This window comes from Nocardioides sp. (assembly GCF_035547795.1).
GTDB lineage: Bacteria > Actinomycetota > Actinomycetes > Propionibacteriales > Nocardioidaceae > Nocardioides.
The window spans coordinates 1-19,115 of record NZ_DASZUF010000214.1 but is presented as its reverse complement, the minus strand read 5'-3'; the positions used below and the strand labels follow the sequence as shown (position 1 = coordinate 19,115).

Annotated in this window: 21 protein-coding genes; 10 read left to right on the top strand and 11 right to left on the bottom strand. The window is 71.7% G+C overall.

Annotation, left to right across the window (positions count from 1 at the left end):
* Positions 1 to 144: 144 nt before the first annotated feature.
* Complete coding sequence (locus VHA72_RS15960) at positions 145 to 687, bottom strand: pyridoxamine 5'-phosphate oxidase family protein (RefSeq protein WP_325576986.1); 543 nt, start codon at positions 685 to 687, stop codon at positions 145 to 147.
* Positions 688 to 792: 105 nt separating this feature from the next.
* On the opposite strand from VHA72_RS15960, the gene VHA72_RS15955 reads away from it, so the two are divergent.
* Genes VHA72_RS15955 through VHA72_RS15945 form a run of 3 tightly spaced genes read left to right on the top strand, consistent with a single transcriptional unit; the run spans position 793 to position 3,072 of the window.
* A complete protein-coding gene (locus VHA72_RS15955) occupies positions 793 to 1,557 on the top strand; it encodes an ABC transporter ATP-binding protein (RefSeq protein WP_325576984.1) in 765 nt (254 codons plus the stop codon).
* Positions 1,554 to 2,300, top strand: coding sequence for an ABC transporter permease (locus VHA72_RS15950; RefSeq protein ID WP_325576982.1), 747 nt, complete (start codon positions 1,554 to 1,556; stop codon positions 2,298 to 2,300). Before VHA72_RS15955 ends, VHA72_RS15950 begins: the two co-directional genes overlap by 4 nt.
* A gap of 10 nt (positions 2,301 to 2,310) precedes the next feature.
* Entirely contained in the window at positions 2,311 to 3,072 is a 762-nt protein-coding gene (locus VHA72_RS15945; RefSeq protein ID WP_325576980.1) for a helix-turn-helix domain-containing protein, read from the top strand.
* 77 nt (positions 3,073 to 3,149) lie between these two features.
* Here the strand turns inward: VHA72_RS15945 and VHA72_RS15940 are convergent, their stop codons facing one another.
* Together VHA72_RS15940 and VHA72_RS15935 are read right to left on the bottom strand one after the other, a co-directional pair.
* Positions 3,150 to 3,821, bottom strand: a complete 672-nt coding sequence (locus VHA72_RS15940) for an O-methyltransferase (RefSeq protein WP_325576978.1) — start codon at positions 3,819 to 3,821, stop codon at positions 3,150 to 3,152.
* A gap of 9 nt (positions 3,822 to 3,830) precedes the next feature.
* On the bottom strand, positions 3,831 to 4,589 hold the full coding sequence (locus tag VHA72_RS15935; protein ID WP_325576976.1) for an alpha/beta fold hydrolase: 759 nt from the start codon (positions 4,587 to 4,589) through the stop codon (positions 3,831 to 3,833).
* Between the two features lie 33 nt (positions 4,590 to 4,622).
* Here VHA72_RS15935 and VHA72_RS15930 point away from each other — a divergent pair, with 33 nt between their 5' ends.
* Positions 4,623 to 5,021 (top strand): VOC family protein, encoded by a 399-nt coding sequence (locus VHA72_RS15930; RefSeq protein WP_325576974.1) that lies wholly within the window; start codon positions 4,623 to 4,625, stop codon positions 5,019 to 5,021.
* A gap of 10 nt (positions 5,022 to 5,031) precedes the next feature.
* Here the strand turns inward: VHA72_RS15930 and VHA72_RS15925 are convergent, their stop codons facing one another.
* Together VHA72_RS15925 and VHA72_RS15920 are read right to left on the bottom strand one after the other, a co-directional pair.
* Complete coding sequence (locus VHA72_RS15925) at positions 5,032 to 6,099, bottom strand: sensor histidine kinase (protein ID WP_325576972.1); 1,068 nt, start codon at positions 6,097 to 6,099, stop codon at positions 5,032 to 5,034.
* Positions 6,096 to 6,758: a response regulator transcription factor gene (locus tag VHA72_RS15920; protein WP_325576970.1), complete on the bottom strand. Its 663-nt coding sequence runs from the start codon at positions 6,756 to 6,758 to the stop codon at positions 6,096 to 6,098. The genes VHA72_RS15925 and VHA72_RS15920 overlap by 4 nt, the downstream gene beginning before the upstream one ends.
* 88 nt (positions 6,759 to 6,846) lie before the next feature.
* On the opposite strand from VHA72_RS15920, the gene VHA72_RS15915 reads away from it, so the two are divergent.
* Genes VHA72_RS15915 through vanX form a run of 3 tightly spaced genes read left to right on the top strand, consistent with a single transcriptional unit; the run spans position 6,847 to position 9,567 of the window.
* Positions 6,847 to 7,851, top strand: a complete 1,005-nt coding sequence (locus VHA72_RS15915) for a D-isomer specific 2-hydroxyacid dehydrogenase family protein (protein ID WP_325576968.1) — start codon at positions 6,847 to 6,849, stop codon at positions 7,849 to 7,851.
* Positions 7,844 to 8,878: a D-alanine--(R)-lactate ligase gene (vanA, locus tag VHA72_RS15910; protein WP_325576966.1), complete on the top strand. Its 1,035-nt coding sequence runs from the start codon at positions 7,844 to 7,846 to the stop codon at positions 8,876 to 8,878. Before VHA72_RS15915 ends, vanA begins: the two co-directional genes overlap by 8 nt.
* Positions 8,875 to 9,567 carry a D-Ala-D-Ala dipeptidase VanX gene (gene vanX / locus VHA72_RS15905; RefSeq protein ID WP_325576964.1) on the top strand — a complete coding sequence of 231 codons (693 nt, stop codon included), beginning with the start codon at positions 8,875 to 8,877 and terminating at the stop codon, positions 9,565 to 9,567. Before vanA ends, vanX begins: the two co-directional genes overlap by 4 nt.
* Here the strand turns inward: vanX and VHA72_RS15900 are convergent.
* Both VHA72_RS15900 and VHA72_RS15895 read right to left on the bottom strand, forming a co-directional pair.
* On the bottom strand, positions 9,480 to 10,733 hold the full coding sequence (locus VHA72_RS15900; RefSeq protein ID WP_325576962.1) for an MFS transporter: 1,254 nt from the start codon (positions 10,731 to 10,733) through the stop codon (positions 9,480 to 9,482). The genes vanX and VHA72_RS15900 overlap by 88 nt on opposite strands.
* Positions 10,730 to 11,308 carry a helix-turn-helix domain-containing protein gene (locus VHA72_RS15895; RefSeq protein WP_325576960.1) on the bottom strand — a complete coding sequence of 193 codons (579 nt, stop codon included), beginning with the start codon at positions 11,306 to 11,308 and terminating at the stop codon, positions 10,730 to 10,732. Before VHA72_RS15895 ends, VHA72_RS15900 begins: the two co-directional genes overlap by 4 nt.
* A 99-nt stretch (positions 11,309 to 11,407) precedes the next feature.
* Between VHA72_RS15895 and VHA72_RS15890 the strand changes: the two genes are divergently transcribed.
* Positions 11,408 to 12,844, top strand: coding sequence for a phytoene desaturase family protein (locus tag VHA72_RS15890; RefSeq protein WP_325576958.1), 1,437 nt, complete (start codon positions 11,408 to 11,410; stop codon positions 12,842 to 12,844).
* A gap of 24 nt (positions 12,845 to 12,868) precedes the next feature.
* Here the strand turns inward: VHA72_RS15890 and VHA72_RS15885 are convergent, their stop codons facing one another.
* Together VHA72_RS15885 and VHA72_RS15880 are read right to left on the bottom strand one after the other, a co-directional pair.
* On the bottom strand, positions 12,869 to 13,507 hold the full coding sequence (locus VHA72_RS15885; RefSeq protein WP_325576956.1) for a hypothetical protein: 639 nt from the start codon (positions 13,505 to 13,507) through the stop codon (positions 12,869 to 12,871).
* A 117-nt stretch (positions 13,508 to 13,624) separates the two neighbouring features.
* Complete coding sequence (locus tag VHA72_RS15880) at positions 13,625 to 14,242, bottom strand: TetR/AcrR family transcriptional regulator (protein ID WP_325576954.1); 618 nt, start codon at positions 14,240 to 14,242, stop codon at positions 13,625 to 13,627.
* An 86-nt stretch (positions 14,243 to 14,328) separates the two neighbouring features.
* On the opposite strand from VHA72_RS15880, the gene VHA72_RS15875 reads away from it, so the two are divergent.
* A complete protein-coding gene (locus VHA72_RS15875; RefSeq protein WP_325576952.1) occupies positions 14,329 to 14,967 on the top strand; it encodes a LysE family translocator in 639 nt (212 codons plus the stop codon).
* Between the two features lie 16 nt (positions 14,968 to 14,983).
* On the top strand, positions 14,984 to 16,375 hold the full coding sequence (locus VHA72_RS15870; protein WP_325576950.1) for a metallophosphoesterase family protein: 1,392 nt from the start codon (positions 14,984 to 14,986) through the stop codon (positions 16,373 to 16,375).
* A gap of 30 nt (positions 16,376 to 16,405) precedes the next feature.
* Here the strand turns inward: VHA72_RS15870 and VHA72_RS15865 are convergent, their stop codons facing one another.
* Positions 16,406 to 16,633: an NAD-dependent epimerase/dehydratase family protein gene (locus VHA72_RS15865; RefSeq protein ID WP_325576948.1), complete on the bottom strand. Its 228-nt coding sequence runs from the start codon at positions 16,631 to 16,633 to the stop codon at positions 16,406 to 16,408.
* 42 nt (positions 16,634 to 16,675) lie between these two features.
* Positions 16,676 to 18,373 carry an MFS transporter gene (locus VHA72_RS15860; protein ID WP_325576946.1) on the bottom strand — a complete coding sequence of 566 codons (1,698 nt, stop codon included), beginning with the start codon at positions 18,371 to 18,373 and terminating at the stop codon, positions 16,676 to 16,678.
* Positions 18,374 to 19,115: the final 742 nt, after the last annotated feature.

Genomic DNA, 19,115 nt, shown 5'->3' with positions numbered 1-19,115 from the left:
GCCTCGCGCTGCACCGCCTCGCCGGCTTCCGCGTCGTGGGGACACGGGAGCGGGTGGGCCTGATGGAGTACGGCCCGATGGCCGGGCGATGGCGGGACGTCGTGCTCGTGGAGCGCCGCAGCGACCGCGTCGGCATCTAGGCGCTCAGGCGCGCAGCCCCGTCGGGAACCCGTCGATGCTCGTGGTGTTCTTGTCGCGGTGGTACGCCGCCAGTCCGTCGGGCCCCTTCTTCTCCGCCCACTGCCGCATCAGCGGGCGCTCGTCGACGTACTCCATCAGGGGCACGCCGTAGCCGCACGACGTCTGGACCAGGTCGACGGTCACGTCGAAGATCTGCCGGGCGCCGAGCATCGTCGGGAAGAGGCCGATCAGGTTGCCCCACTCCGGCTGGTCGGGCTGGATCTCCGCGGCCGTCCCGTAGAGCCGCAGCACCAGCGGCTGTCGCTCGAACGAGCAGAACATCAGGGTCATCCGGTTCACGTCGAGCAGGTGCGCGGCGGTCTCGTTGCCGCTCCCGGTGCCGTTGAGCCACACCACCCGGTTCGGGCCGAGCACTCGCAGCGAGTCCAGCCCCTTGGGTGAGACGTTGACCCGCCCGTCGCGCGCGGCGGTGCCGACGAAGAACACGTGCTGACCGGCGATGAACTCCGCCAGTCGGTCGCTGATCTGGTCGTACTGCTGCGCCATCGACATCCCTCCGTCGGTCCGTGGTGATCGTCTCACGACGAGGAAGGCAGGTGCCGTCGATCGCCGCTTGACCTTGACGCTGCGTCAGGGTCGCAGCCTGGTGCCATGACCACCACACCAGCCATCGAGATCGCCGGGCTGACCAAGTCCTACGGCGACCACGCGGTGCTCCGGGGCGTCGACCTGAGCATCCCCGCGGGCACCATCGTGGCGCTGCTGGGTTCCAACGGCGCCGGCAAGACGACCACGGTGCGGATCCTGTCGACGCTGCTCAAGGCCGACGGCGGGACCGCCACCGTGAACGGGTACGACGTCGCCGCACAGCCGGCGAAGGTGCGCGAGTCGATCAGCCTGACCGGGCAGTTCGCCGCCGTCGACCATGTCCTGACCGGTCGGGAGAACCTCGTCCTGGTCGCTCAGCTGCGACACCTGGCCGACCCGGGCCGCATCGCCGACGACCTGCTGACGCGGTTCGGCCTGAAGGACGCGGCCGGCCGGCGGGTGGCGACGTACTCCGGCGGGATGCGCCGCCGCCTCGACATCGCGATGAGCCTGATCGGCGACCCGCCGGTCCTCGTCCTCGACGAGCCGACCACCGGGCTCGACCCGCAGTCCCGGATCGAGGTCTGGGCGACGGTCAAGCAGCTCGCCGGGCGCGGCACCACCGTGGTGCTCACCACGCAGTACCTCGACGAGGCCGAGCACCTCGCCGACCGGATCGCGATCCTGCACGAGGGCCGCGTCATCGTCGAGGGCACGCTGGCGGAGCTGAAGCGGCTGCTGCCGCCCGCCACCGTCGAGTACGTCGAGAAGCAGCCGAGCCTCGAAGAGGTCTTCCTCGCCATCGTCACCCCGGAGGAGCAGCCGTGAACGACACCCTCGTCCTGCTGAAGCGCTCGCTTCGCCACATCCTGCGCAGCCCCGACACGATCATCAGCACCGCCGTCACGCCGATCGTGATGCTGCTGCTGTTCGTCTACGTCTTCGGTGGTGCCATCCACGCCGGCTCCGGCAGATACGTCGACTACCTGCTGCCCGGCATCCTGCTGATCACCGTCGCCTCCGGCATCTCCTACACCGCGTTCCGGCTCTTCACCGACGTCTCCGGCGGCATCGTCGAGCGCTTCTGGTCGATGCCGATCGCCCGCTCGGCGGTGCTGTGGAGTCACGTGCTGACCTCGGTGATCGCCAACCTGGTCTCGCTGGTGCTCGTCGTCCTCGTCGCGGTCGCGATGGGCTTCCGCTCCGGCGCCGGCGTGCTCGCCTGGCTGGCGGTGGTCGGGATCCTGGTGCTCTTCACCCTGGCGCTGACCTGGCTGGCGGTGATCCCGGGCCTGACCGCGACCTCGGTCGACGGGGTCAGCGGGTTCTCCTACCCGCTGATCTTCCTGCCGTTCGTCAGCTCCGCGTTCGTGCCCACCGCGGGCATGCCGGGGCCGGTCCGCTGGTTCGCCCAGCACCAGCCGGTGACGTCGATCGTCGACACCATCCGCCGCCTGTACGCCGAGCAGCCGGTGGGCCATGACGCCTGGATCGCGCTGGCGTGGTGCGTGGGCCTGCTGCTGGTCGCCTACGGACTGGCGATGCTGACCTACCGTCGCCGGCTGGCGTGAGAATGCGGTCATGCTGACGATCAGCCAGCTGGCGTCGTACGCCGGCGTGACGGTGCGCGCGGTCCGGCACTACCACGCGACCGGACTGTTGCCCGAGCCCGAGCGGGACCGCTCCGGCTATCGGCGGTACGACGCGGCGGCGGTGGTCGAGCTCATCCGGATCCGCACGCTGGCCGGCGCCGGCGTACCGCTGTCGCGGGTGCGCGAGCTGCTGACCGCGGACGAGGCCGAGTTCGCCGCGGCGGTCGAGGACGTCGACCGCCGGCTGCGCGCCGAGATCCGCGAGCTGCAGCGGCACCGCCGGCGCATCGCCGGCCTCGCCGCCGGCGACAGCCTGGCGCTGCCACCCGAGGCGGTCGCCTACCTCGGTCGACTGCGGTCGATCGGGGTGCCCGAGCCGATGGTCGAGGCCGAGCGCGACGCCTGGATCCTGGTGGCGGCGCAGCTGCCCGAGCAGATGCCGTTCTACATGCGGATGAAGGAGCAGCAGCTCGGTGACCCGGGCGTCCGGGATCTCTACCGCGACCTCGCCGAGGTGATCGGCTGGTCCGCCGACGACCCCCGGCTGCCCGCCGTGGCCGACCGGCTGGCCGCGCTCTTCGACGCCGTCCCCGCCAAGGACTGGGCGCAGAACGCGCTGCCCGCCGACCTCGCCGCGCTGCTGGACGCGGTCTTCCTCGACTCGGTGCCCTGCGCGACCCGGCTGCTGGAGCTGCTCGAGGAGCGCGGCTGGGTGGGGTGGACCAACATGCGACCGCTGCGGCGGTCGTAGGAACAACAGCTGGGTTGGTCGGGCGACATGCCGGCGTGTCACCCGACCAACCCAGCTGTTGTTTTGTGAAGGCTGGCCTACCGGACCACGCCGATGGCGAAGCCGTCCCACCCCTTCACCCCGACGGTCTGCAGCGCGGTGGCCTCGATCCGGTCGTCCTGTCCGAGCATGTCGATCAGCCCCCAGGTGCCGTGCACCCGCGGGTCGGAGCTGTCGGGGTCCGCGACGGCGCCGTTGCGGACGACGTTGTCGCCGATGATCACCGTGCCGGGCCGGCTCAAGGCCACAGCGGCCTCCAGGTACGCCGGATTGCTCGGCTTGTCGGCGTCGATGAACACCAGGTCGAAGGGCTCGACGCTCGCCTCCACCAGCGCTCGGACCGACTCGAGGGCGGGCCCCACGACCAGCTCGACCCGATCGGCCACCCCCGCCCGGCGGAGGTTCTCCTCGGCCACGACGGCCGTGGCCGGGTCGATCTCGAAGGTGACGACCCTGCCCGCCGGGCCGACCGCCCGGGCCAGCCAGATCGTCGAGTAGCCGGCCAGGGTGCCGAACTCCAGCACCCGCCTCGCCCCCGCGATCCGCGCAACCACGGACAGGAACGCTCCCTGGGTCGGAGAGACGTCCGCCTGCGGCATCACCGTGCGCGCGGAGCTCTCCCGCGCGGCCACGAGGGCGTCGTCCTCGTTCACCAGACGGTCGACGAAGTAGTCGTCGACCTTCGACCAGATTGCCTCGCCGTCGTACACGCGACCACCCTAGGGGGTGGCCGCACCCAGGAAGTCCACCAGCAGCGCGTTGACCGGCCCCGGGGACTCGGCCGGAAGGGAGTGCGTGCCCGGCAGGACGGCCAGGCGGCCCTCGGGCAGCGCTGCGGCGACGGCCGCCGAGTGGTCGAGTCGTACGGCGCCGCGGTCGGCCTGGAGAACCAGCGTCGGCGCCGTGACGCCCGCGAGCTCGCTCAGCGGGATCTCCGGCTCGGTGCGCCACATCTGGATGGTCTTGGCGTGGACCACGGCGAAGTGCTCCGGACCGTCGGGCGAGACCGGGTCGTAGCCGTGGCGCAGGAACTCCATCGCCTCCGGCGCGGCCAGCGCCTCGGTCAGATCGCCGTCGCCGTCCTCGGCCCGGCCCGCAGCCGCGTAGTACTGGTCGATCAGCACCATCCGCGCCACCAGGTCGGGCCGGCGCATGGCCACCAGCAGCGCGACCACGGCGCCGTCGCTCCATCCCACCAGGTGCGCCGGCCCCCTCACCTCCTGCGCGAGGTAGGCGATGGTGTCCTCGGCCATCACCGCATAGGTCAGGGGGCCGTCGACGTCCGGCGTGTGCGCGTGACCGCGCCGCTCGGGCACGTGCACGCGGAACCCGGCCGCGGCCAGCGCCGGCGTCTGGGCGGCGAAGGACGCGGCCCCGGAGAAGCCGCCGTGCAGCAGCACCAGCGGCCTGCCCGCCCCGCTCACCTCGTGCCAGACCCGGCGGCCGGCCACGTTCACGTACGTCGCAACATCGGGCATGCGCCCATCTTCCTCCGCCGCCAGAATGCCGCCATGAGCTGCTTCGTCTCGCATGTCACGATCGACTGCCGCAACGCCTACGAGCTGTCCCAGTGGTGGAAGGGCGTCCTCGGCTACGTCGACATCGACGGCGACCCGAACCTGCCCGGCCACCGGGAGTGCATGATCCGCGATCCCGACGGCGGCCACCGGCTGCTGTTCATCGAGGTGCCGGAGGGCAAGGCGGTGAAGAACCGGCTCCATCTGGACCTGCGCCCGCGCCAGGGCGGCCGTGACGAGGAGGTCGCCCGCCTGCGCGAGTACGGCGCCACCCAGGTCGCCGACCTGCGCGGGACGCACGGCCCGGGCAGCGGCTGGGTGGTGCTCGCCGACCCGGAGGGCAACGAGTTCTGCGTGCTGCGGTCGGAGGCGGAGCTGGCCGCGGCCGGCTGACGGGTGCCGGTCAGCCCCCGACCGGCAGTCGGACCGTGACGCGGAGTCCGCCGGCGGGCCGGGGCGTGAGCACGAGGGTGCCGTCGTGCGCCAGGGTGATGCTCTTGACGATCGCCAGGCCGAGCCCGACGCCCGCGTGATCGGTGTGGAGGCGCTCGGTGCCGCGCTGGAACGGCTCGGTGAGCGTGGTGACCAGGTGCGGGGCGAGCTCCTCACCGGTGTTCTCGACCGCGAGCTCGACGTACTCGGGGTGAACGGAGGTGGCGACCCACACCGTGCCCTGCTGGGGCAGGTTGTGGACGATCGCGTTGTGCACCAGGTTCGTGGTCAGCTGCAGCAGGAGCGCGGGCGAGCCGGTCGTCGGCGCCAGGTCGCCGGACGTCTCGATCGTGACGCCGCTCCGCTCGGCGAGGGGCAGCAGCGTCTCGGCGGCCTCCTCCGCGACGAGGGACAGGTCGACACGCTCGCGGGTGAAGGAGCGCTGGTCCGCACGGCTGAGCACCAGCATGGCTTCGGTGAGGTCGATCGCCCGGACGTTGACGTCGTAGAGCCGGTCGAGGAGGACGGCGAGGTCCCGGTCCGGGTCCTTGCGGGCGACCTCGAGGAGCGCCTGTGTGATGGCCAGCGGGGTGCGCAGCTCGTGGGAGGCGTTGGCGGCGAACCTCTTCTGCTCGGCCACGTGCGCGTCCAGCCGCGCCAGCATGGCGTCGAAGCTGTCGGCGAGCTCGCGGAACTCGTCGTTGGGGCCGGGGAGCCGGATCCGGTGCGAGAGCGAGCCGTCGGCCGCGATCCGGGTGGCCTCGGTGATCCGGTTCAGCGGGCTGAGCATGTGGCCGGCCAGGATCCATCCGCCCAGCAGACCGAACGCCAGCAGGAAGGCCAGCACCAGCACCGCGGTCGGGGCGAAGGAGCGCAACAACTGCGCGTGGCTGCGCACCATGAACACCACCCCGGGGTGGAACCCGCGCGAGAGGGAGAAGTAGCCCGCGGTGAGCAAGACGACGCCCGCCAGCATGAGGAAGCCGGCGTAGCTCAGGGTGAGCTTGAGCCGGACGCTGAGCCCCGGCGGCCTGGTCATGCCGTCTCGATGCGGTAGCCGACGCCGGGCACCGTGGCGATGATCCACGGCTCGCCGAGGCGCTTGCGCAGCGCCGAGACGGTGATGCGCACGGCGTTGGTGAACGGGTCGGCGTTCTCGTCCCACGCCCGCTCCAGGAGCTCCTCGGCGCTGACCACGCCACCCTCCGCCGCGACGAGCACCTCCAGCACGGCGAACTGCTTGCGGGTGAGCGCGACGTACCGCCCGTCGCGATAGACCTCGCGACGGAACGGGTCCACGCGCAGGCCCGCGAGCTCGCGCACGGGCGGCCTACTGTGCGCGCGGCGCCGGTCGAGCGCGCGCAGCCTCAGCACCAGCTCGCGCAGCTCGAACGGCTTGGTGAGGTAGTCGTCGGCGCCGAGCTCGAACCCCGACGCCTTGTCGTCGAGCCGATCGGCGGCGGTGAGCATCAGGATCGGCATGCCGCTGCCCGAGGCGACGATGCGGGCGGCGACCTCGTCGCCGGAGGGGCCGGGGATGTCGCGGTCGAGTACGGCGATGTCGTAGGCGTTGACGCTCAACAGCTCCAGTGCGGTCTCGCCGTCGCCGGCGATGTCGGAGGCGATCGCCTCCAGGCGCAGGCCGTCGCGGACGGCCTCGGCCATGAGGGGCTCGTCCTCGACGATCAGCACACGCATGGCTCGATGCTAGAGAGCACTGCTGTATCGCGGGCGTATCGAATTCCGCATACGCGCTGACAACGTCGCGCTGCCTTGACTGGGCGGCATGTTCGTCAGCCAACCGGCACGTCGCCGCGCAGCGCGCCCGAGGAGCACGCGCATCACCGTCTACGGCTGCGGCCCGGACGAGGCCGCCCTGTTCCGAGAGCTCGCGCCCCGGTTCGGCGTCCTGCCGACCATCGTCGAGGAGGCCGTGTCCGAGGCGAATGTCGACCTGGCACTCGGCCGACGGTGCATCAGCATCGGTCACAAGACCCCTGTCACGCACGGCGCCCTTCGCGCGCTCGCCGACGCCGGCGTGCGCTACGTCTCCACCAGGAGCATCGGCGCCAACCACCTCGACGTGGCCTATGCGAGCAGCCTCGGGATCTGCGTCGGGAACGTCGCCTACTCGCCCGACAGCGTCGCCGACTTCACCCTGATGATGATGCTGATGGTGCTGCGCCACGCGCCGGCCCTCATCCGCCGTACCGACGCCCACGACTACCGGCTGGACAGCCACCTACGCGGCCGGGAGCTGCGCGACCTGACCGTGGGCGTCGTCGGGACCGGACGCATCGGAAGCGCGGTCCGCGACCGGCTGCGCGGCTTCGGCTGCCGGGTGCTGACCCACGACAGCCGTGCCACCACCGCCGAGCACGTCGATCTCGACGAGTTGCTCCGGGACAGCGACATCGTCACCCTCCACACGCCGCTGACCGCGACGACCCACCACCTGCTCGACCGGCAGCGGATCGGACGGATGAAGCGCGGTGCGGTCGTCGTCAACACCGGCCGCGGCGGGCTCGTCGACACTGAGGCGCTGATCTGGGCGCTCGAGCAGGGTCGGCTGGGCGGCGCGGCCCTGGACGTCCTCGAGGGCGAGGAGGGCGTCTTCTACGCCGACTGCCGGGATCGACCCGTGCCCAGCGCGGCGCTGCTCCGTCTCCAGCGGCTGCCGCAGGTGCTCATCAGCCCGCACACCGCCTTCTACACCGACCACGCCCTGGTCGACATCGTCGAGAACAGCCTCATCAACTGCCTGAGATTCGAAAGCGGAAACCATGAATAGAGTCAAGATCGGTGTCATCTTCGGCGGGATCTCCGAGGAGCACCCCGTCTCGGTCAAGTCGGCGCGCGAGATCGCCGCGAGCATCGACACCGACAAGTACGAGCCGTTCTATCTCGGGATCACCCCGAGCGGGGCGTGGAAGCTCTGCGAGAGCCCCGACGCGGGCTGGGAGAACGGCCGCACCGCCGTGCTGTCGCCGGACCGCGGCGTGCACGGGCTGCTGGTGCTGGAGCCGGACGCGTACGAGGCGGTCCGGCTCGACGTGGTCCTCCCGGTGCTTCACGGCAGACTCGGCGAGGACGGCGCGATCCAGGGTCTCCTGGAGCTCTCCGGCATCCCCTACGTCGGTTGCGACATCGCCAGCTCGGCGCTGTGCATGGACAAGTCGCTGGCCTACACCGTCGCGCGGGGCGCGGGGATCGCCACGCCGGCGTTCCGAGTCGTCACGCCGCACGAGCACGTCGACGCGGACCGGCTCTGCTACCCGGTCTTCGTGAAGCCGGCTCGCTCCGGCTCGTCCTTCGGCGTCAGCAAGGTCGCCAGCGCCGAGGAAATGCCGGAGGCGCTGGCGATCGCACGGCAGTACGACGCCAAGGTCCTCATCGAGGAGGCCGTGGTCGGGAGCGAGGTCGGCTGCGCGATCATGGGCGAGCGGTTCGGTCTGGTCGCCGGCGAGGTGGACCGCGTCGCCCTCTCGCACGGCTTCTTCAGAATCCACCAGGAGGCGTCGCCCGAGAGCGGCTCGGAGAACGCCACGTTCATCGTGCCCGCCGACATCCCCGAGGACTCCCGCCGGCTGGTCCAGGAGACGGCCAAGACCATCTACCGCGCGCTGGGCTGCCGGGGCCTCGCCCGCGTCGACATGTTCCTCACCGAGGACGGTCGGGTGGTACTCAACGAGGTCAACACGTTGCCCGGCATGACGTCGTACAGCCGCTATCCGCGGATGATGGCCGCCGCCGGGCTGCCGCTCGCCGAGGTGATCGACCGGCTGGTGTCCCTGACGCTGCACGGGAAGCGGCGATGAACGGCGACTTCGTGTTCGTGGACGAACTGGTGCCCGGCATCCGCTGGGACGCCAAGTACGCCACCTGGGACAACTTCACCGGGAAGCCGGTGGACGGATACCTGGCGAACCGCATCGTCGGCACCCGGGCCCTGTGCGAGGCCCTCGGCCAGGCCCAGGAGAAGGCGGCGTACCTGGGCTTCGGTCTGCTGCTGTGGGACGGCTACCGCCCGCAGCGCGCGGTGGACTGCTTTCTGCGCTGGTCGCGACAACCCGAGGACGGCCGGAGGAGGCTGCGCCACTATCCCCGCATCGAGCGCTGGCAGATGTTCGAGCAGGGCTACGTGGCCGCCCGGTCGGGCCACAGCCGGGGCAGCACCGTCGACCTCACCCTCTTCCACCTGGCCACCGGCGAGCTGGTCCCGATGGGCGGCGACCATGACCTGATGGACCCGATCTCGCACCACGGCGCACCCGGGATCACGCCCGTCGAGGCGCGCAACCGCGAGCATCTGTGCGCCATCATGGAGGACTGCGGCTTCGACCGGTACGACCACGAGTGGTGGCACTACTCGCTGCGCGACGAGCCCTACCCGGACACGTACTTCGACTTCGCGATCGCCTACGACGGCTGCGCGGCGGCCATCGGCCGGCGGTCCATGCCGCGCCACGCGGGCGAGCACACCGGCGCCATCGTGGTCGCGAAGTAGACGGCGCCGAACAGGACCAGCGCCGCGACCAGCCCGATGCCGCTCACCGCGAGCCCCGCGAACAGGCCGCCCAGCGGCATCAGCGACCAGGACGCCGCCAGCGACAAGGCACTGACCCGACCCGTCTGCTGCTCGGGGATGCGCTCGAACTGCACCGCGCCGAGCACCGGGTTGATGAAGCCGGCACCGAATCCTGCGACCAGGTGGACCGCCGCCACCGCCCACAGCGGGAAGCCGCACGCCATCGCGATCCAGCGTGGCGCGCCGGCCAGGAGGTAGCCGACGACGTAGGTGCGAAACCGCGGCAGTCGCTCGGCCCGCCACGTCGCCAGCAACGACCCGACCAGGGCTGCCCCACCCATACAAGCGCCGAGCAGACCGATCGCGGCGGGGCCGCTCCCCGAGCCTCGCGCCCACACCGGCAGCATCACCGCGGAATAGCCCTGGTCGAGCAGGTTGGTGACGGCGACCATCAGCATCAGGCCGAGGAGGACCGGGTCGCGGCGCAGGATGTCCCAGCCGCCGCGTAGTTCGGTCAGGTACGCCGGGGCGCGGCCGGCGTCTCGGCTGCGGGAGCGGATCAGGGCCCGGCCCGCCGCCATGCCGCGGGTCGCCGCCCCCAGCACCGCGCCGCACACCACGAACGACGCGGCGTCGACCAGCAGCGCGTCCGCTGGGCCCAGCAGCGCCACCACGCCACCGCCGCCGGCCGCGCCCACGAGTGCGGCGAGGCGATCGGTCGTACCGACCAGGCCGGTGACCCGCTCGGTGGGCAGCCCGAGATGACGGACCAGCGCCGGCACCATCGCATGGTGGGCCACGTCGCAGGGTCCGCGCAGCAACCCGGTCAGGGCCACCAGCGCGACCAGCACCGGGAAGTGGAGCCACCCGGTCGCGTACGTCAACGGGACCAGCGCGACCGCCCCGGCCGAGGCGAGATCGAAGGCGACGGCCATCCGGCGCGGGCCGGCGCGATCGATCCACGGACCGCTGAGGGCCTGCGCCAGCACCAGCGGCGCGATCTCCGCGAACGCGACCAGCCCCGTCTTCGACGCCGAGCCGGTGGTGGTGAGCACCAGCCACGGCATCGCGATCTGGGCGAGCCGGGTCCCGGCCGAGGAGACCGCGTCCGCGGCGAGGAAGCCCGCGAGGGCTCCGCCTCTCACGGGGACGGCTCCACGTGCCCGGGCACCGGGAACGCCTGGATCTGGAACACGAAGGGCGCCGCGGCCGCGCCCGGCTCGTCGTCGTAGGAGGCCAGGACCTCCTTCACCCTCGCCACGACCTCCGCCGCCCGCTCCGCCGGGATCGTGTAGACCCAGTCGCTCACGGTGGAGGCGTCCCGCCACGCGGCGGGCAACAGCGGCCGCTCCCCCATCGCGGCCTGGATGTTCTCGGCGTACAGCACCGCCGCGGCCTGCCAGTAGGCGTCGGCGACCTGCCTCTCCTCCCGGGTCCGCGCGTCGGCCGAACGGGTGTGGGTCTCCTGGTGGGCGGCCCGCCACCAGCGATCGCGGGCGTTGCCGCGCTGTTCGTCCTCGACCACGAACCCGTGCTCGGCGAGCTGGCGCAGGTGGTACGACGTCGCCCCGCTGTTGAGCCCGAACCGCGCCGCCAGCGTGGTCGCCGTCGCCGGGCCTTCGATCCGCAGATGGCTCAGGATGCGCAGCCGGGTCGGGTGGGCCAACGCGCGCAGCCCCGCCAGGCCAGGGGTGACGACAGCCTGTCTCTTCTCGGCCATGCCCTCAGGGTAGATTGCCAAGATTCATTTGCAAATGGTTCTTGGCAAATCACTCTTGGCTACCGTGAAGGACGTGAACGCCGACGAGATGCCCCCGCGATGACCAGCGCCGTCGTGGTCGGAAGCGGACCCAACGGCCTCGCCGCCGCGATCCGGCTGGCGCACGCCGGGCTGGACGTCACCGTGGTGGAGGCGAGCGATCGGCCGGGCGGCGGCGCCCGCACCAGCGAACGGACGCTCCCCGGGCTGCTCCACGACGACTGCGCCGCGTTCCACCCCACCGGCGTCGCGTCGCCGTACTTCGCCTCGCTGGCGCTGGAGCGTCACGGCCTGCGCTGGCTGTGGCCCGAGGTCGACCTCGCGCACCCGCTCGACGACGGCCGGGCCGGCATCGCGACCCGGCACCTGCGGGCGTCGGCGGCCTCGCTGGGGGTCGACGAGAGCCGCTGGCTGCGGCTCTTCGGTGCCGTGGTGCGCGACTTCGACGACCTGATCGGCGAGGTGCTCCAGCCGCTCGGTCATCTCCCCCGCCACCCCGTCGCCCTGGGTCGCTTCGGTCTCCGAGCGCTGCCGTCGGCGACCGCGCTCGCCCGGATGTTCCGGGACGAGCCGGCGCGTGCCCTCTTCACCGGCGTCGCGGCCCACAAGTTCGGACGGCTCGACAGCCCGCTGAGCAGCTCGGTCGGCCTGATGCTGATCGCCACCGCGCACGCGGTCGGGTGGCCGGTCGCCGCGGGCGGAACCGAGTCGATCACCCGGGCGCTGCTGGCCGAGCTGACAGCGCACCGAGGCACCGTCGTGACGGGGGTCCGGGTCACCTCCCTGGACATGCTGGCCGACCTGGTCGGCGGCCGCCCCGAGGTCGTCATGCTCGACACCGCCCCGCGTGGCGCGCTGGAGATCGTCGGCGACCGGCTGCCCGGCCGGGTGCGCCGGGCCTACCAGCGCTACTCCTACGGCCCGGCGGCCTTCAAGGTCGACATCGCCATCGAGGGCGACATCCCGTGGCGCAACGACGACTGCCGGCGTGCCGGCACCCTGCATCTGGGGGGATCCGCAGTCGAGATCGCCCGGGTCGAGGCCGCCACGGTCGCGAGCCGGATGCCGCCGCGGCCGTTCGTCCTCCTCGGGCAGCAGTACCTCATTGACAGGTCCCGCTCGAGCGGCTCCGCCAACCCGATCTACGCCTACGCCCACGTGCCGCACGGGTACGACGGGGACGCGACCGACGCGGTCCTGGGCCAGATCGAGCGCTTCGCGCCGGGCTTCCGCGAGCAGGTGCTGATGGTCGCGGCCCGTGGCCCGCTCGAGATGGCGACCTACAACGCCAACTACGTCGGCGGCGACATCAGCGCGGGCGCGAACACCGCCCGCCAGATCCTGGCGCGCCCGAGAGCCGCGCTGGACCCGTACGCCACCGGCGTCCCCGGGGTCTACCTGTGCTCGTCGGCCACCCCGCCTGGCGCCGGCGTACACGGCATGGGCGGCTTCCACGCCGCCAACACCGCGCTCCGGTGGCTGCACGCCCGAGTCTGAGCCCGCGCCGCCGCGCTCACCGGGTCAGGCCGGGACCGGCAGGTTGTTCTCGCGGGCATACGCCGCCCGGCAGGCGGCGGCGCAGAAGCCCATCGTCCGGCCGTCGTGCTCGAGGGTCAGCGCGCCCGGCCCCAACCGCACGTGCATCCCGCACATCGGGTCGATCACGATCCCTTCGGGCAGGTCCGTGCCGTCCGCTGCGCCGGCGTCCCTCTGCGCGCGATACTCGGCGGTCATGTGGGCGACCACCTCGTCGGCGGTACACGGCTTGCCGCCCATGCCGATGCTGCCGTCGGCGATGCCCACCAGGTTGACCCACAGGTCTTCCTGAGCCCGCTGCCAGTCGTGTTGGCGATCGAGGTGGCGGACGGCGCGCCGGACGGCCCCGGTGGCGGTGCGCGACATCTCCGAGCGCCACGACTCCGGCACCGTGAGCGTCACCCAGAGCGGCGGCACCGCACCGGGCGTCCACGGACCGTCACCCGTCGTCCAGCCGTCGAGCTCGCGGAAGCCGACGTGGGTCATGGCACGGGCGCGGCGCATCGTCTCCTCCGCGACGCCCTCCTCCGCCCCCACCAGCACCTCGCACACGTCTGCCGCGAGCAGGCGGCGGTCGCCGTCCGCGAGCGCGCCGCGCGGACACGCGAACTCGATCAGGAACATCCTCAACCCCTTCGTGGTGGATGGCGGGCACCGCCCGTGGCCTTCCATCGAAGATACCCCCGGGTGGTATTTGACGCCAGGGCGAGCCGATGCGGTCGCCTCCCGGCGACCGGGCTCTCAGCTGACGTGCGTGCCGGTGAGATAGCCCTGGATGGCGCGACCGACCGGGCCGACGACCTCCGCCAAGGGGATGTCGCAGAGCGGAGGGATGCGGTAGACGTAGCGCACCAGCGCGGCGCCGATCAGGTGGGCGCCGGCCAGTTCGGCCCGCAGCTCGACGTCGCCGCCTTCGATCACGGACCCCACCCGGGCGATGACCTCGGCTCGGACGAAGTCGCGCAACACGTCGCTGGCGGCCTCGTTGAAGGCGGCGGAGACCAGCATCGCCTGGAACGGCTCCCGTCGCGCCGGGTCCTCCCAGATCCCGAAGAAGTACGCCGCGAGGCGGGCTCCGACCTCCCCGTCGCCCTCGGCCAGCGCCGACTCGATGCCGTCGTGGGGTCGCACGGCCTCGTCGAGGATGGCCCGGAAGAGACCTTCCTTGCCTCCGAAGAACTGCACGATCAACGAGGGATCGACCGCCGCGTCGCGGGCGATCGCACGCACCGTGGTGGCTTCGTATCCGTTGGCGAACTGCCTGCGGGCGGCGCGCAGGATGTCGCCGCGGGTGTCGGCGTCGCCCCCTCGTCGGCCGCCTCTCCTGCGACCCGAGTGCTCAGGGGGAGAGGCCGGCATACCGCGCAGTATAGGGAGCGAGCCGGGTCGACACAGGTGAACTCAACACGCTATGAGTTTTGCCGAATCGCGGCTACCGTCGACGCATGCTGCCCGTGGATCACCTGGTCGCCTTCACCCTGACCGCCTTCGTGCTCATCGCCGTCCCGGGCCCGAGCGTTCTCTTCGTCATCTCTCGGTCTCTGGTGCTCGGGCGGCTCGCCGGCCTGGCCACCGTCGTCGGAAATGCCACCGGCGTCTACATCCAGATGCTCGCGATCGCCTTCGGCCTCGGCGCGATCGTGGAGCGGTCCGTCGAGGTCTACACGCTGGTCAAGCTCGCCGGTGCCGCCTACCTGGTCTACCTCGGTGTCCAGGCGCTGCGCCACCGGGGGAAGCTCGCGGCCGCGCTCGACCCACGCGTCGAGGCCAAGGCCACCCGGCGGATCTTCCTCGACGCGTTCGCGGTCGGGGTGGCGAACCCCAAGGCCATGGTCTTCTTCGCCGCGATGCTGCCGCAGTTCGTCGACAGGGCGAGCGGTCACGTCCCGCTCCAGATGATGTTCCTGGGTGCGGTCTTCTTCCTGGTGGCCCTGGTCTCCGACGGCACCTGGGCCCTGGCCGCCGGCGCCGCGCGCACCTGGTTGAGCGCCAGTCCTCGCCGTCTCGAGCTCGTCGGGGGCACGGCCGGCCTGGCCATGGTCGGCATCGGCGCGCGCCTGGCCCTCAGCGGCCGCCACGACTGACCGACAGGATCACCCGATGAGCCTGATCGCCGTCTTCTCCGACCTCCACGGCAACACGCCGGCGCTGCGTGCCTTCCTGGCCGAGATCGACGCCGTGGGACCCGACCTCGTGGTCAATCTCGGCGACATCGCCTCCGGCGGAGTCGACCCGCGCGGGACCATGGCCCTGCTGGCGACGCGTCCGGAGATCCTGACCGTGCGCGGCAACCACGAGCGCCAGCTGACCACCCTCGAGCGCGAGGAGATGAGCGCGGCCGATCAGCTCGCGTTCGACACCCTCGACGGTGCCACCCTCGACCGTCTCGGTGCCCTGCCGACGAGTCTGGAGATCGCCCCCGGCGTACTGGCGTTCCACGGCTCGCCCGCCGACGATCTCTGCTATCTGCTCGAGACGGTCGATCCCGCCGTCCCCGGCGGTCTGCGCGAGTCGACCGACGAGGAGGTGCTGACTCGGCTGGGCACGCACGCCCGGCGTTACGGCGTCTACCTGTGCGGCCACACCCACCTGCAACGCATCCGCCGTCTGCCCGATGGGGCGCTGGTCGTCAATCCCGGCAGTCTGGGCTGGCCGGCGTTCGCCGACAGCGACCCGCACCCACACCGTGTCGAGGCGGGCAGCCCCCGCGCGCGCTACGCACTGCTGCGCTCCACCGCCGACGGCTGGGAGGTCAGCGCTCGCTCCCTGGAGTATGACGTCGAGGCAGCCGCCACGCTCGCCGAGGACCACGGTCGCGACGACATCGCTCACGCCCTGCGGACCGGCCGTGCCTCGTCCGCGGGCCCGTCGAGCCGGGCCGCCCTGCCGCTCGTCGCGGCCGAGGCGTCGGCCTACCTGTCCGCCGACGAGGTGGTGCGCAGCGACGCCCCCGAGGTCATCGCGCTCGCTCACGAGCTCCGCGGCGATGCCACCGACGACGTCGCCTTCGCCAAGGCGGCCTATACCTGGGTCAGAGACCGAGTCACCCACTCGGTCGACGCGCAGGATCCGCGCCGTACCGTCAGCGCCACCGAGGTGCTGCGACACCGCACCGGCGTGTGCTTCGCCAAGTCGCACCTGCTTGCCGCGCTCCTGCGCGCCGGCGGTGTGCCGGCGGGTCTGTGCTACCAGCGCCTCGGCGACGGGGACGGCCATGTCCTGCACGGCCTGGTCGCCGTCCACCTCGACGGTCGCTGGCACCGGATCGACGCCCGCGGCAACAACGCCCACGTCGACGCGCGGTTCACGCTGTACCGCGAGCGACTGGCCTGGGTGGCCGACCCGGCGGCGGGCGAGGTCGACTATCCCCAGGTCTTCGTCCGGCCCGCTCCCGAGGTGGTCGCCGCCCTGCGCGGCAGCCACGACATGCTCGAGCTGTGCCGGACGGGACTGCCGACGGCGCTCGATCCGGGGCTGGCGGGCCGAGTCTGACTGCTCCTCGCGCCGACGCTCCCCCACGGATCAGTCGATGCCGAGCGACGTCCGCGAGGTGGGCGAAGGAGAAGACCGAGCCGGCCGCCAGCACCGGGGCGAACTGCCGGCATCCATCGACACGAATCGGGCCCGAGCGGGCGGCTCGACCTCCCGGCGGGCGGCCACGGTGACCTGGTGGCCCGCCGACAGCAGGGTGTGGGTGGTGGCCCGGCCGATGAGGCCGCTGCCTCCGGCGATGAGGATGTGCATGGTCATGCTCCCTTCGTGGCGGTGTGACTGCGGGCGCGGATGGCCGTCTCAGGCGCCCGGGACGGTCGCGACGTCGGCGCCCCGCACCCGAGGTAGCGCCAAAACGAGCACGAACGAGAGCGCGAAGACACCGAGTTGCCAGGTCAGGGCCTGCTCGAGCGTGCGGGCGAAGTCGTGGCGACGAGCGTGGGGCATCGCCTCGTCCAGGACCGCGGACGCGACCGCCCGTGGCATCTTCGCCACCTGCGCGGTCACCCGAGCGCAGCTTCGCGGCGTCGCCGACGGGTCCGTGGCGTGGGCGCGGTCGGTGAAGCAGCGGGTGAAGCCGGCGAGCACGCCGTGCTGCTGGGCGCTGCTCAGCCCGGCGGACGCGATCTCGTGCTGCAGGCCGGGACCGACCGCATCGATCGAACGCTGCGCGTTGGCACCGAGCAGGCCGAAGAAGATCACTCCGACGACGGCGATGCCCAACGCGGCGCCGACCTGCTGCGCCGTGGCCAGTACGCCGGAGGCAGAGCCGGCGTCCCGCTGCGGCAGTCCGGCGATGATGACGCCGGTGACCGGTGCCAGGAAGAGCCCCGCGCCGGCGCCGGCCACCGCCAGGGCGGGCAGCAACTGGTAGCCGTGCAGGCCGGTGCCGGCCAGATGGAGGGTCAGCACGACCCCTGCCATGCCCAGCACCAACAGGGCCGTGCCGAGCGAGAGGGTCCCGGTGCCGAGCCGCCGTACGACGGCGCTGGAGCGCGCCGAGGCGACGGCGACGAAGATCGCGAACCCGAGCGTCACCGACCCGGCGTGCACCGCGCTGTAGCCGAGCCCCGCTTGCAGCGTGAGGATGAAGACGAAGAAGAAGCTCGGGATGCCGGCGAAGAAGACCAGGCTCACCGCGAGCCCGACGCTGAAGCTGCGCTGCCCGAACAGGCGCAGTCGCACCAGGGGATCGCCACCGGGCCGGGCGCTGAGCAGACGCTGCTGGGCCACGAAGACCGCAAGCACCGGCACGCTGAGAGCGAGCAGAACCCAGGTCCAGGCCGGCCAGCCCTGGTCACGTCCCACCACCAGCGGGAGCACCAGCAGGAACAGGCCAGCCGTCACCAGCACTGCACCGGTGAGGTCGAGTCGCCGCCCCCGATCGCCGTACGTCTCCGGGACGATCCGCAGGGCCCCGGTCAGGGCGACGATGCCGATGGGCAGGTTGAGGTAGAAGATCGAGCGCCAGTCGCTACCGAAGACGTCGGCCGCGATCAGCGCACCGCCCAGTACCGGGCCGGAGATGGTGGCCAGGCCGATCGAGGCGCCGTACGCACCCAGCGCCCGGGGCCGGCTCCCTTCGTCGAACAGGCCCTGGATGATGGCCAGGACCTGCGGAAACATCAGCCCGGAGAACATGCCCTGCAGCAGTCGTGAGATCACCAGCGTGGTGCCGTTCGGTGCCGCGCCGCACAGAGCCGAGGTCAGGACGAAGCCGAGCATTCCGATCACGAACAGCCGGCGGCGACCGTAGCTGTCACCGAGACGACCGCCGGTGATCAGGGTGCAGGCGAACGTGAGCGAGTAGCCCGCCAGCACCAGCTGGACCATGCCGAAGCTGGTGTCGAGATCGGCCTGGATGGAGGGGACCGCCACCGTGACGATCGTGGTGTCGAGCAGCTGCATGAACACCGCCGAGAGCACGACCGCCAGCGCCAGCCAGCGGCCACGTCCCCCGGCGAGCCTGCGCTCCGCGGTGAGGGCTGTGGCGGTCATCAAAAACTCCTCGATCGTTGAGTTAATTGAACTCTACGCTCGTTGAGTTTTCTGTCAACCGCCCGGTGGAGGTGGTTGGTCGCAGGCGCGGATCCCGGCGATCACGGCCTCGCGACCCTGCCGTTTCGGAGATCAGCGAGCTCGCGTGCGACGCGCTGGTCGTGCTCGCGAGCGCGGTGCCACCTACCAGGAGCAGCTCGCCACCGACAGCTCGCGCCCGAACGGCCTGGTCGTTCGGCCTTGCGGTCAGAGCGGCGGAGGTAGCCGGGGTCAGCTTCGCGGCGGTCGCCAGCTGTGCGCTGTACTTCGTTGCCAGCGCCTGCACCTGAGGGCCGTCGTCGACCAGGGTGTCCGCGGTGTTGACCCCAGTTGGGCCGAGGGTGATTGCGATGCCAGCAATGGTGCGGACGGTGAGCCCTCACAGCGAGAGGCCGGTGGCGACGAGTGCGGGGTTGTGATCCTCGATGGTCTTCCCGACCAAGGAGAGCCTCGTCCATCTCCTGGCAGGCCGACCGGGTCCTGGGGCCTGCTGCGCAGTGAGCGGTTCGGCGGATTCGACAGCCTGGACGCCTTCCGGACATGGGCGGCCTTCTACGTCGGCTACGAACGCGCCTACCACGAAGGCTGCACCCTAGGAGCCCTTGCGAGCGAGATCATCAAGACCGACCTCGACAACACCGGCCGACGTCAGTGCGCCATGTCCACGAAGCGGCTGTAGTGGCCCTGGAAGGCGACGACGAGG